This is a genomic window from Steroidobacter gossypii, assembly GCF_016801985.1.
GTDB lineage: Bacteria > Pseudomonadota > Gammaproteobacteria > Steroidobacterales > Steroidobacteraceae > Steroidobacter > Steroidobacter gossypii.
This window is the reverse complement of the sequence record NZ_JAEVLS010000004.1, coordinates 163271-175958: the sequence shown is the minus strand read 5'-3', so window position 1 is coordinate 175958 and position 12688 is coordinate 163271. Positions and strand designations below refer to the sequence as shown.

Genomic DNA, 12688 nt, shown 5'->3' with positions numbered 1-12688 from the left:
TCCATGCTAAGACGTCCGAAGTTCTTTCGTGATCGTCCTGGATAGCGCCGATGGATCCTCTTTCGGATGTGTTGTCTCTGCTGAAGCCTCGCAGTTACGTGTCCTCGGGCTTCGACGCGGGCGGGCAATGGGCGATTCAATTTGCCGATCAGCAGGGCTGGATCAAGTGCTATGCCGTCATCGCCGGCGGATGCTGGTTGGCCGTCGAAGGCGTCGACAACGCCGTTCGCCTGCAGAAAGGTGACTGTTTCGTTTTGCCGGCGGGCCGACCTTTCCGGCTGGCGAGCGACCTGGCTGTGCCGTCCGTTGACTCGAGGACTATTTTCCCTCCGGCGCGCGAGGGCGGGGTGGTCACATTCAACGGCGGTGGCGATTTATATCTAGCCGGGAGCCGCTTCGCCGTGAGTGCGAGTCATGCCGGCATGTTGATGCCCATGCTGCCGCCGATTGTTCATGTTCGAAGCGAGTCGGAGCAGGCAGCGCTGCGATGGTCGGTAGAGCGCATGATGCAGGAGTTGCGAGAGCGTGCGCCCGGCAGTTCCTTGGTGGCGCAACATCTCGCTCATATGATGTTGGTTCAGGCGCTGCGTCTCTACATGGCGGAGCATGCTGGAGGCGAGGTGGGCTGGCTATATGCGTTGGCGGACAAGCACCTCAGCGCGGCCCTCAACGCCGTCCATGCGGATCCTGCTTATCGCTGGACATTGAAGGAGCTGGCCGAACGCGCCTGCCTGTCTCGATCGGTCTTTGCTCTCAGGTTCAAAGAGAAAGTCGGCGCTGCGCCGCTGGAATACGTCACCCGCTGGCGAATGCTGCTCGCGAGCGAGCGGCTGGCAAGCTCGGGCGAGCCGATCTCCAGCATCGCGCTGTCGCTTGGTTATGAATCCGAGAGTGCCTTCAGCACCGCTTTCCGGCGAGTCATGGGTTGCTCGCCACGGCAATTTGCACGGAGCGGGCAAGTTTGATCGACCCACTCCAGATCCATCACCGTATCGACTGTGGCAGTCAGCTGGGGCCGTCTGAAGTTCACCGGGCCGTCAGAATTCATGGGCCGTCGCGGTAAGCCGTCGCGACTCGAGCCAGAGCCTTGCAGCGTTGCTCGAATCCAGCGCCTGCGGAGGAACTTTGGCGACGGTGGGATGGCCGCGCATCTCGCCAAGCTTGTCCGGACCGTAATACAGCCCGCCCCGAGCCTGCGTCGAAGTTGCAGCGTAAAGCGCCGGCAATGCGCCCTGCGGCGCCGGTTGAAACAGGAACCACAAGAAGCGACGAAGCATGCCCGCGCCGCTCCACGCGCCGGCGCCATTGATCAACAGATCCGTGCGCGAGATGCCTGGATGCGCCGCGATGCTCTGAATCCCCCAGCCGGAAGCAGTGCTGCGTCGCTGGAGTTCAAATGCAAACATCAGGCAGGCGAGCTTCGATTGGCTGTAAGCCACCATGGGCTTGTAGCCGCGCTCCGACTGCAGATCGTCGAACTGGATCGCACCATCTCGAGCGGCCACGCTCGAGAGAGTGACTACGCGCGGCTCCTTGCCATTGCTCAGCAGTGGCAGAAGCTGGGAGGTCAAAGCAAAGTGGCCCAAGTAGTTGGTGCCGAATTGCAGTTCGAAGCCATCGGCAGTTACCAATCGTTGTGGTGGCATCATCACGGCCGCGTTATTGATCAGCAGGTCGAGGCGCCGCCGCGAGGCACGCAGCCTGTTGCAGAATGTTGCGACGGATTCGAGGCTGGCGAGATCCAGCAACTCGAAACTCACCTTCGCTTGAACGACGCTCCGGCGAATCGATTCGACGGCCGCGGCGCCTTTGGAGAGGTTGCGTCCTGCGATGATGACGTTCGCTCCGGCGCGGGCCAGCGCCAACGCGCACTGAAATCCCAAGCCGCCAGTGCCAGTGACGACGGCCGAACGGCGGTGTTGGGAGGGGATGTCGGAAGCTGTCCAGTTGGCCATGAGACTTGCCCGCGCGAGAGTCAGAAGCGATAGGTCAAGCCGAGGAATGCCGACGCCGCCGTGTCCGACTCGATCAACGGGCTGTCTGCCAGCTCATCGGGCAATGACATATAGCGGACGCTTCCCATCGCAGCCCAGTGATCACCGAGCGGGCGCATGACGGTGACGCCCACTTGGGGGATCAGCACCGCGTCGGGTTTGTAGTCCACCGCGCCGCGAGCGACCTCTTCGTCCAGCGTGCCGTAGTAATAATTGGCGAGATCTTCCGAAAGATAAGCGACGCTCACCAGCGGAGTGACGGTGAACGAACCCGCTTGCACTCGATACGAATAGGTCAGCGAAACTTCCTGGCCTCCGCTGGTGTCCGTGATGTCGCTCACGGCGCGAAACTGCAGCTCGCCAAAGCTGCCTCGCCAGCTCAATCCAAGGCCCGCGTCGAACTGATCGTCGCGGTCTTCCAGCAGATTGCGATCGATGCCGCGGGCGGCCAACTCATCGGCACCGAGGTCGTCCATATCGAACCCGTCGATGCGCAACGCGCCAAGCAGGTCGAAGGAAAACACCGGTCCATGGACGAAGTGGTAACCGCCGGTGGCACCACGAAAAAACACTTTTTCGCCTTCGTAGCTCAGCAGTGGAATCGGGCGCAGGCGAATGTCTTCGCCCGCATAAGGACTGTCGATCGCCGCGGCGCCGACGCCGATGCCCCATCGGGGTGCGTCTCGTTGCTGGGGGAGCGCGACGAGCGGTAAGGCCGTCAGGGTGACGATGGGCAATAACTTGTTCATGAGGGCTGGACCTTTGCGGTGAGTACGGCGACGATGACGTGAGCCGTAGGTTGCGGGTCCGTTTTTAAGAAAGCTTTAATTGCGCCATGACAAAGTTGTCGCCATGGAACCCACAGCCCGGATTTTGTTGGTTGAAGACGATGTGATGTTGGCCGACGCGGTACGCACTGGCCTCAAGGAACAGGCCTGGCGTGTCGACTGGCTCGCGGATGCCGCGAGCGCTCGTCTGGCGCTCATCGATCACAGCTACAGCGCCGTCCTGCTGGATTTGGGGCTGCCGCGCGGCAACGGACTCGAGCTGCTGAAGTTTGTACGCTCGCGCTATGACACCACTCCAGTGCTGATCCTCACGGCAAGGGACAAATTGAGCGAGCGCATCAGTGGACTCGACGCGGGCGCCGACGACTACATCGTCAAACCTTTCCAGCTGGACGAGCTCGCCGCCCGGCTACGGGCTGTGCTGCGCCGTTGCCAGGGTCGCGTTTCGCCGGTGCTGAGGCATCGAGACGTCATGGTGGATCCGGCCAAGCGACTGGTGACACGTGCGGGTGAGGCGGTGGCGCTCAGCGCGCATGAGTACCGCACTTTGTTGACCTTGATGGAGAGTCGCGGCCGAGCTCTGTCTCGCAGCCAGCTCGAGGACGCCGTCTACGGTGGCGACGGCACGATCGAGAGCAACACCATCGCGGTCTACATTCATCAGCTGCGCCGCAAGCTGGGCGAGGACTTCATCAACACCGTGCATGGCTACGGCTATCGAGTGGGAGAGGCGCTCGAATGATCTCTTCACTGCACGGGCGCCTGCTCATCACGATTCTGATCGTGATCTCGCTGATGTGGGGCGCGTGGTTCGCCGGCCAGGTGCTGCAAACCAGGCGGTATCAGGAGGTGATGTGGGACGAAGCCTCGCGCTATACGGCTACACAAATGCTCCTGTCATTGCCGCGAGACGTGGATCTCGCCTCGCAGCCGCCAGGCTTTCGCGTGCCCGAAGGCGTCGAGCCGTGGACGCGCGAGCTTCGCCTGGCCTTTCAGATCTGGTTGAAGAAAGATGGTCGCCTGTTGATGGGGTCCCCGCTCATCGGTCGCACTCCGCTCAAAGCCGATTTTCGCGACGGGCCCGCCGTGGTTCGGATCGATGGCGAACAGTGGCGTGTATTCGCGCTATCCGATGCGGAGAATCTGATCCAGGTGCAGATCGGCAAGCCGCAGAGCGAGTTGGATGCAACAGCGCGCAGTTGGATGCAGTTCGCGCTGCTGATCGCAGCCATCCTGTTCCTCCTGTTGGCGGTGGCGATCTGGTTCGTGATTTGCCTGTCGCTGCGTTCGGTCGAGCGCGTGCAAGCGAGTATCCAGGCGCGCCAGCCGCTCGATCTCGATCCCTTGCCGAACACCGATCTGCCTCGCGAGATCCGACCGCTGGTGGACTCTTTCAACCAGTTGCTGGTTCAGCTCAGCACCGCATTGGAAGGCGAGCGGCGTTTCATAGCGGACGCTGCTCACGAGCTGCGTACGCCGCTGGCCGCTCTTACCACGTACGCTGAGCTGGCGCTGAATGCGCCGGATGGACGCAGCGAGCGAGAGGCGCTGCAGAGGCTCATGCTGGCAGTGAAACGCAGTGCCCGCTTGTCCGAGCAGTTGCTGGATCTCGCTCGCATTGACGCGCGCCCCGATGCCGGTGGCTCGCAATCAGTGGGATTGCACGAGTTGGTGCTCGTGGTTGCGCGCGATTTCGAGGTCATGGCAAGCAAGAAGCATCAGTCTCTGTCCTTGCAAGTCGAGCCATGCACGATCGCAGGGTATGTCGACGAGCTCGGCATCCTCATTCGCAATCTCATCGACAACGCGGTTCGTTACGCGGGCCAGGGTGGGCGTGTGGAAATCACTTGCCGGAACGTGCCGGCGACAGCTGGCGGCGCAGAGCAAGTGCATTTCAAGGTCGCCGACGACGGGCCCGGCGTGCCGGTTGAAGAGCGCGAGAGAATATTCGATCGCTTCTACCGGGTAGCCGGATCGAGCGATCGCGGCAGCGGCATCGGCTTGTCGCTGGTGTCGCGCGCCGCGCAGTTGCATGGAGCCGCGATCGACATCTCAGAGGGCATCGCCGGCCGAGGTTTCGCGGTCACGGTGAGCTTTCCGAGCCAGGCGCTCCAGAGCGAATGAGGTGATCGCGCACCTTCTGTGCGCGTCCCAGCCACATGCCCAGCGCCACCCAGACCAGCGCCAATGGTACGACCACGCTGACCAGTCCACCCATGGCCAGCCCCAACCTTCCGAGCGCACCTTCGGTCTGCGCGCCGGCGACGTCGCCGGCGCGATACACGAAGGTATCGACGAAGGCCTTGGCCTTGTACTTTTCTTCGCAGCTGACCACGGTGAATAGTGCCTCCCGCGCCGGCCGGGCGAGGCCACGCTGCACGGCGCGGTTAGTGGCCTCGAGCAGAATCAGCACCACGAACGAACCGTAGAACGCCAGTCCGATGAAGCCGATCGCGGTGACCGCAGGCAGGATCGCCAGTGCCAAGCCCAGTCCGAAGCGCTCGATGATCTTTCCAGTCAGAGTAAGTTGCAGGATCAGCACCGCGACCTGCGTCCACATGTCGATGTTGCCGAGAATCGCTGAGCGCGCATCCATGCTGTCGGACACCGCTGCGACCATCTGCAGGCGGCTGAAGTAGATGAAGGTCGCGAGCACACTCATCAGCAAGATGTAAGCGGCGATGCCGGTGAGATAGCGCGACCGGAACACCGCGCGCATTCCCGCCCAGGCACTGCCGCCAATGGCCCCGGTCTCACTTGGGGTTACAACCACGGCGGCGGGCATGTCGGTCGTCTGTTCTGATGCTGCACGCAGCAGAAGGCGGGCAGTGGCGAGGGCGAGCAGCAGGAATCCGCCCGCGACCAGAAGCAGGTTGGGTGTGCCCAACGGCTCAGCCAGGTGCGACGTAAGCCAGGGGCCGCAGATTGCACCTAGTGTCCCCCCCACGGAGATCAGCGGGAACAACCGCTTGCCTTGATCGCTGCTAAAGCGGTCGGCGAGCAGCGCCCAGAACACCATGGTCACGAAAAGATTGAAGACGCTGAACCAAACATAGAACACCTGCCCACTGCGCTGGCCCACCGCGCCAGGTGCGAACATCAGCAGCGCCCAGAAGCCGCACAGGCTCAGCACGAAGAAGCCGTAGGTCACGGCGATGAACTGCAGTCGCTGCAGCCGGCTGACAAGCCACCCGAACAAAGGGTTCACCGCCAGAGTCAGCACCGCAGTGCCTATGAACAGCCAACGGATGCCTTCGACACCGCGCTCCATGCCCAACGCATCGCGCGCAGGTCTCAGCAACATCAGCGCAGTCAGGACGCAAAAGAAGAACAAGGCCGCAATTAGCGCCGGGCGGATTTCCTCCCGGCGAAGGTTGAAGAGTGCTTGCAGCAATCGCAGTCGACGCGAGCAGGGTGCAGTAGTTGCATTCATGGAAAGCAGATCTCAGCGTGATTCACGACGCACAAGCGCGCGTTGCTATTCAGTTGGCGAGGCGCGTTGGGAATCGTGTGCCGCTGAGCTCTTCGCTCACTGACCATAAACGGGCCGCTGCCTCGGCGTCGGTCGCGGCGGGCGGCACCTTGGCGAGGCCGAGCGGACCACGCGCTTCGATCAAGCCGGTAGGCCCATAGTACTCACCCCCTTTCGCATCCTCCGCTGTAGCGGCATACAGCGTCGGCAACGCGCCCTGCGCAGCTGTCTGAAAGAAGACTCGCAGGCTGCGGCGAACAAAGCCGCGATGGGCCTGCAGGTTGGTGCGCGATAGTCCCGGATGCGACGCCATGCTCTGCAGCCCCCAACCGGCGGCATCGCTGCGACGTTGCAGCTCGAGCGCGAACACCAGGCAGGCCAGCTTCGATTGGCTGTAGGCGTCGAGCGAATCGTAGGCTTGTTCGAATTGCAGATCCTCGAAGTGAAGCGTGCCGCGGCTGGCGGCGATGCTGGACAAGGTGACCACGCGAGGCGCATCGGCCTTTTGCAATAGTGGCAGCAGCTCCGCGGTCAGCGCGAAGTGGCCCAGGTAGTTGACGGCGAACTGCAGCTCGAAACCTTCCGCCGATATGCTGCGCTCGGGTGGCTCCATGATGCCCGCGTTGTTGATCAATCCGTCGAGTCGGGGCAGAGATGCATTGAGGCGTTCGCCCAGCGCGCGAACCGAAGCGAGATCGCCCAGATCCAGCGCTTCGAATCGAACTCGTGCGTTGGGCGTTTCCTGCCGGATGCTTGCAATCGTTTCTTCGCCCCGCTCCGGATTGCGTGCCGCAATCACGACTTGCGCGCCTGCGGCCGCGAGCGCCTTGGCGCTTTCATAGCCGATGCCGCTAGTCCCGCCGGTAACCAGGAAAATGCGTCCCTTCTGAGAAGGCATATCGGCCAGGCCCCAATTGGGTTTGGGCAGGTTTGGCGCGCTCGAATCAACCGAGGCGCAGGCACTCATTACCAGTAAACCAATCGAGGCAAGGACGGTTCGCCACCGCCGGATTTGTGACTTGTCGGGGCGAGGGAAGTAGCTTGAAAGCATGATGTGTGCGGCCGGAAGTTGTGGGAGGCCGCAGTGTGTGAAAACGATATTAATCTTCGTTTAAGTCGACCCGCTCGAATGAAACACCTGCGCCGCGCTGATGGGCGCGATCGCCTTAAACTCAAATTAATCGCACTCGCCCGACAATGCGACTCAGTGACGGGAGCATCTCCGACCAACATTGAGGACAGCAGAATGAACAACGTACTTGGAATCGAAAACACGCGTGCCAAAGGTTCTGGACAGAAAGGCCGTTTCGCCGCTTTTGGCGCGCTGGTGGCCGGCGCTTTCGTCATGACCGGCGCACTCGCGCAGGGCTCGCCCAAACCCGATTGGAGCGTGGCCGAAATGCCTTCGCAGAAAGGGCGCATCATCCTGATCACCGGCGGAACCAGCGGTATGGGATTTGAGGACGCCAAGGCACTTGCGGCTGCGGGCGCGCAGGTTGTTATCGCGGCGCGTAACTCACAGCGAGGTGAGGAAGCCATCGACCGGATCAGACAGGAGGTGCCGGGCGCCCAGGTGCAGTTCGAACGTGTCGATCTGTCCGATCTCACCTCGGTTCGCGCACTGAGCGAACGCCTCAATGCAACGCTGCCGCGTCTCGATGGACTGATCAACAACGCAGCCATCATGGCGCCGCCGCAGCGTGGGACGTCCGCAGACGGCCTCGAGATGCAGTTCGCGACGAACTACGCCGGGCATTTCGTGCTGACTGCGGAGCTGTTGCCACTGTTGCGAAAGAGCGCTGCTCCTCGGGTGGTCACTCTGTCCAGCGTCGCGGCTACTCGCGGCAGCATCAACTTCGACGATCTTCAATCGAGGCAGGCGTACAACCCCTATGTCGCCTATGCCCAGTCCAAGCTGGCATGCCTGATGTTTGCATTCGAGCTGCAGCGGCGCAGCGATGCCGCAGGCTGGGGCATCCAGAGCCTGGCCGCCCATCCCGGTATCGCGGTGACAGAACTGGTCGCGCGCGGCCCAGGACTCGACAGTGAACAGGGCCGGCAGTGGTCCGCCAATCGCAAGAACATGCAGACCGCAGCACAGGGAGCAGTGCCGACGCTGTATGCCCTTACTTCTTCCGAAGCGCGAGGCGGATCGTACTACGGTCCCACCGGCGAGCAGGAAATCCGTGGGCCGCTCGGCATGGCGACGGTTCCCGCTGCGGCCAAGGATGCCGCTGCTGCCGCCCGACTTTGGACGATCACCGAAGAGATCACTGGGACTCGTTATCCTTCGGTTTCGCGCTGATGCGCGACTGCGATTTCGCGGGTGGGATAAATGTCACGAAGACGGCTGCCCGCGCAGTGCATCGAGAACTTTGGGAACAGCGTCGGCGTCTCGAGTATCCACGGTGATGACTCGCGCTCCCGCTGTCTCGAGTGGCGCATAGTCCCGCAGTTGTGCGCGCAGCACGGACTGATCGGCTTCCGAAGCATCGGCGCCACGTTCCGATCGGGCAGCGACTCGATCCATCAAGGTCGTCGTATCCGCCTGGCATGAGACGAAGACGCATGTGACGAGCATCCGGTCGGCCAGCAAGACGAACAGTTCCCGATCGCGGGGATCCAGAAAAGCGGCATCGACGATTGCGTTGAAGCCGCCTTGCAGGCAGCTTTCCGCGCACTCCATCAATCGCCCGTAGACGCGATGGCTCATCTCGGGAGTGTAGTTGCCTTGTTTGATGCCAGCCTTGGTCGGCGATGCGCCGAACAGGCGCTGTCTTTCCACGTCGGATCGGATGCGAACCGCGTGCAGAGGCGCAACCAACTGTTCGCTCAACCATGACTTGCCGGAACCGGACACGCCATGCATCAGCACCAGCATGGGCTTCGGCCGCTGCGTCAGCTCGACTGCCGTGCGCACGCGGCGACGCATGCGATCCGTGTGATGTTCGACCAGGTGAGGCGATTGCGCAGCGGCGATCGCGTCGACCTTGGCCCGCACCAATGCCCGATACACCGCATAGAAGAGCAGCAGGCGAACGCCTTCGTAGTCGCCGGTGATCTCCAGATAGCGGCTCAACAGTGCGGCTGCGAGGTCCTCGCGGCGGTGGGTGTGCAGATCCATCATCAGAAATGCAAGGTCGTTCATGACATCGATACGCCGCAAGTGCGGATCGAAGTCGATACAGTCGAACGGCACCAGCCGGCCCTCGAAGCGAACAATGTTCGCTGCATGCAGGTCTCCATGGCAGTCCCGGATGCGATGATCGCGGGCGCGCTGCTCGAAGCTCGCCTCGTGCGCATCTATCGCCTTGCGCGTCCAATCCCATAACGAGCGCAGCTCCGGCGTCGCCTGGTTCTGCTCCGTGTATTCGAACAGTTGCTCCAGATTCTCGAGCACGGTGTCATACAGACGCTGCGTGGCCTCCATCGCCTTTGTGCCGGAGAACTCCGGCGTTCGCAGGTGAAAGTCTGCCAGCGCTGCGCCGAGCTGAAGCATTTCTGACAATTGCACATCGCCGCGTTCAAGCAACGCCGGCAGCTCCTCGTTTGCATCGAATTGCTTCAGACAAACTGCGTACTCGATCGCGGCGCCCGTGCCATCCATACGCACCTGGCCATCGGTGCGGGTAATCGGCACGACGCCCAGGTAGAGCTCGGGCGCCATGCGGCGGTTCAGTCGCACTTCTTCATCGCAGTAGTGGCGCCGACGCTCGAGCGTGGAGGTGTCGATGAAGCTCAGCTTGACCGGTTTCTTGATCTTGTAGGCGTGCGAGCCGGTGAGCACCACCCATGAAATATGGGTTTCCACCAGGCGCAGCTCGCTCACCTCGTGGGCAAACGCCGAGGCAACCATCAGTTCTTCGACCCGAAATGGCGGGTTCGAGCCGGGCTCGCCGATATCGCTCATGACATCCTCTTGCATGCTGACAGACGGGGCAGCCTCGCTTGCAAATGACGCGATCAGGGGTGCCGGTGTTCCATCCGACGCGCCAGCCACTTCGCCAGCGCGGGTGCGCCGGCAATGACGATCAGCAGACGGACGAATTGGGATGCCAGAATCAACGGCAGTGACACGTTGGTGCTGGTCGCGATGATCACCGCGGCGTCGATGCCTCCGGGGCTCAATGCGAGGTAGGCCGTCAACGGGTCGGCGCCAGGCAAGAGCTTGCAGAACGCAAGTGACAGCAGGCCGCACAGAACGATCATCGTAACGACTGCCACGAACATCTTGGGCAGGGCCGACAGCGAGTGAATCAACATCTCGCGATTGAAGCTCAAACCGACGTACATGCCCACGGCGCCGAACGCCAGGGCGGCGAGCAGCGGGGGAGTGCTGAGGTGGATCCATCCTGCCGCCTGAAGGGCGGCGCCCGCGAAAGCGGGAATGAATAGCGCCAGGGCGGCTTTCCGAAGGAATATCGACAGCGCCACACCCATTGCGGCGAGCGCTGTCGTCGCGAACAGCGATACCGCCGGAGGCAGTGTCAGCCATTGTGACGTCGCTGCGTTGGACATCTCGTGAGGCGGCGGGAGACTCGGATGTCCGATCGACTTTGCGACCAGGATCGCGGCCAAAGCCACCAGCGCGATACGAGAGTATTGCATGAGGGCCACCACGCGCCGGTCGGCCCCGAAATCATCGGCCAGCAGCACCATCGACGACGCCGCCCCGGGAGACAATCCCCAGATGGCAACAGTCCCCGGCAGCCAACCCGCACGCGTGATCCACCATCCCAGGGCGGCCGCGAGCACCAGGGTGGCGAGACTGAATCCCACCAGGATCATCCAATGCGCGCCGATGATCGCCATGAGCTGAGCGTCGATGGCTTGCGCGATGAGACAACCGAGGATGGCCTGCGCGCCGATGGTGAAACCACGTGGCAGTCGTATATTCGATCCGCTCACCGCGAACACGATGGAAGCAAGCATCGGTCCAAGCAGCAGAGCCGCGGGCACATGAACCGCATCGAGCGCGGTGACCAGCGCAACGGTCAGCACGATCAGTGACAACCACTGAACGCTCGAACGCAAACGGCTGTTCAACAGCGTGTCACTTGATCGGCGCGGCGACGCCAGCGCTCGACAGCGGGATCGCACCGGTCAGCAGTGCCGAGCCGGTCAGAACCAGGCTGGTGAGGACCGCCCACTTCAATGAAAACCGCTGCGCGTCGGCCACATCGACCTTGAGCAATCCACATACCAGATAGATCGGCGCCAGCAACGGACTCAGCGTGTGCACGGGTTGGCCGAGTAACGAAGCGCGTGCAATCGCTTCCGGCGAGATGCCGTAAGCAGCGGCGGTTTGCGCGACGACCGGCAGAATCCCGAAATAGTAGGCGTCGTTGGACATCACAAAGGTCAGCGGCATGCTGACGAGGGCAGTGATCGGCGCCAGCAGCGGACCGATGCTGGCCGGCACGATCGAAAGCGCAGCCTTGGCCATCGCATCCGTCATGCCGGTGCCGTTCAAGATGCCGGTGAACGCGCCGGCCGCGAAGATCAGCACCACGATGTTGACGACGTTTTCGGCGTGCGATGCGAGCCGCTCCTTCTGCTGGCTGAGCCGCGGATAGTTCATCGTCAGCGCAATGGCGAACGAGCCCATCATCAACACGGGCAGCGGCGCGAGGCTCAGGAGCATGCCAAGCACCAGCGCCAATGTGAGTATCAGGTTGGGCCAGAACAGGTGCGGGCGGCGCGCGCTCGAATCCTGCTGCAGCTCCGGAGTCGTCGAAGGAGATGAACCCCCGGCTGCGACTGCAACCGAACCGGCGAGCCGGCGCCTTTCAGACACGCCGAAGTGCCAGGCCATGAGGAGCACCGCCGATAACGCGATCGCCATCGCGGGCAGCAGTGGCAGAAATATATCGTGAAGGTCGGCATGCACCGCGGTCGCGGCGCGAGCCGCCGGGCCGCCCCATGGCACCAGGTTCATGACTGCATTGCTTACGGCCAGCAGCGTGCCAAGAATCAGCGGATTCATGCCGATTCTCCGATACACCGGCAGGAAGGCTGTGATCACGATCAGCGCGGTGGTCGTGCCGTCGCCGTCGAGCGAAACCACCGTGGCGAGCACCGCTGTGCCGATACTGATCCGCACTGGATCTTCCCCGACAGTCGCCAGGACTTTTCGCACCAGCGGATCAAACAGCCCGGCGTCCATTACAATGGCGAAGTACAGCACGGCGAAGCAGAGCATCAACGCGGTGGGCGTCACCTGCAGCACGCCCTCCAACATCATGTCGCCGAGCCCGGGGCCGGCCCCGGCAATCAGGCCAAAACCGATCGGCACGGCGATCAGCGCCGCGACGGCGGACATCTTCTTGGTCATGATGAGCGTCATGAAGGTGACGACCATCGCCGTGCCGAGCACGGCCGGGTTCAGCAGGATGTCGGCGTTCAAGTTCTAATTTTCCTGGAGGATGCAGCAG

The 12688-nt window shown here is 62.4% G+C and carries 11 protein-coding genes; 4 read left to right on the top strand and 7 right to left on the bottom strand.

What is annotated here, in order from left to right:
• The first annotated feature begins 50 nt into the window (after positions 1-50).
• Positions 51-965 carry an AraC family transcriptional regulator gene (locus JM946_RS17965; protein ID WP_203168731.1) on the top strand — a complete coding sequence of 305 codons (915 nt, stop codon included), beginning with the start codon at positions 51-53 and terminating at the stop codon, positions 963-965.
• 72 nt (positions 966-1037) lie between these two features.
• Here the strand turns inward: JM946_RS17965 and JM946_RS17960 are convergent, their stop codons facing one another.
• The gene (locus JM946_RS17960) at positions 1038-1955 is read right to left on the bottom strand and encodes an SDR family oxidoreductase (RefSeq protein ID WP_203168730.1); all 918 of its coding nucleotides are present in this window, start codon (positions 1953-1955) and stop codon (positions 1038-1040) included.
• A 20-nt stretch (positions 1956-1975) separates the two neighbouring features.
• The gene (locus tag JM946_RS17955) at positions 1976-2743 is read right to left on the bottom strand and encodes a MipA/OmpV family protein (protein WP_203168729.1); all 768 of its coding nucleotides are present in this window, start codon (positions 2741-2743) and stop codon (positions 1976-1978) included.
• Positions 2744-2846: 103 nt separating this feature from the next.
• Here JM946_RS17955 and JM946_RS17950 point away from each other — a divergent pair, with 103 nt between their 5' ends.
• Both JM946_RS17950 and JM946_RS17945 read left to right on the top strand, forming a co-directional pair.
• Entirely contained in the window at positions 2847-3524 is a 678-nt protein-coding gene (locus JM946_RS17950; RefSeq protein WP_203168728.1) for a response regulator transcription factor, read from the top strand.
• On the top strand, positions 3521-4906 hold the full coding sequence (locus tag JM946_RS17945; RefSeq protein ID WP_203168727.1) for an ATP-binding protein: 1386 nt from the start codon (positions 3521-3523) through the stop codon (positions 4904-4906). The genes JM946_RS17950 and JM946_RS17945 overlap by 4 nt, the downstream gene beginning before the upstream one ends.
• Here the strand turns inward: JM946_RS17945 and JM946_RS17940 are convergent.
• Positions 4866-6215 (bottom strand): NTP/NDP exchange transporter, encoded by a 1350-nt coding sequence (locus JM946_RS17940; RefSeq protein ID WP_203168726.1) that lies wholly within the window; start codon positions 6213-6215, stop codon positions 4866-4868. The two genes, JM946_RS17945 and JM946_RS17940, sit on opposite strands and share 41 nt — an antisense overlap.
• 49 nt (positions 6216-6264) lie before the next feature.
• Complete coding sequence (locus JM946_RS17935) at positions 6265-7305, bottom strand: SDR family oxidoreductase (protein WP_203168725.1); 1041 nt, start codon at positions 7303-7305, stop codon at positions 6265-6267.
• A gap of 294 nt (positions 7306-7599) precedes the next feature.
• Between JM946_RS17935 and JM946_RS17930 the strand changes: the two genes are divergently transcribed.
• Positions 7600-8559, top strand: a complete 960-nt coding sequence (locus tag JM946_RS17930) for an SDR family oxidoreductase (protein ID WP_203169231.1) — start codon at positions 7600-7602, stop codon at positions 8557-8559.
• A 33-nt stretch (positions 8560-8592) separates the two neighbouring features.
• Here the strand turns inward: JM946_RS17930 and JM946_RS17925 are convergent, their stop codons facing one another.
• Genes JM946_RS17925 through JM946_RS17915 form a run of 3 tightly spaced genes read right to left on the bottom strand, consistent with a single transcriptional unit; the run spans position 8593 to position 12660 of the window.
• On the bottom strand, positions 8593-10164 hold the full coding sequence (locus JM946_RS17925; protein ID WP_203168724.1) for a bifunctional aminoglycoside phosphotransferase/ATP-binding protein: 1572 nt from the start codon (positions 10162-10164) through the stop codon (positions 8593-8595).
• Between the two features lie 53 nt (positions 10165-10217).
• A complete protein-coding gene (locus tag JM946_RS17920) occupies positions 10218-11300 on the bottom strand; it encodes an AbrB family transcriptional regulator (RefSeq protein WP_230979816.1) in 1083 nt (360 codons plus the stop codon).
• A 7-nt stretch (positions 11301-11307) separates the two neighbouring features.
• Positions 11308-12660 (bottom strand): CitMHS family transporter, encoded by a 1353-nt coding sequence (locus JM946_RS17915; protein WP_230979815.1) that lies wholly within the window; start codon positions 12658-12660, stop codon positions 11308-11310.
• Positions 12661-12688: the final 28 nt, after the last annotated feature.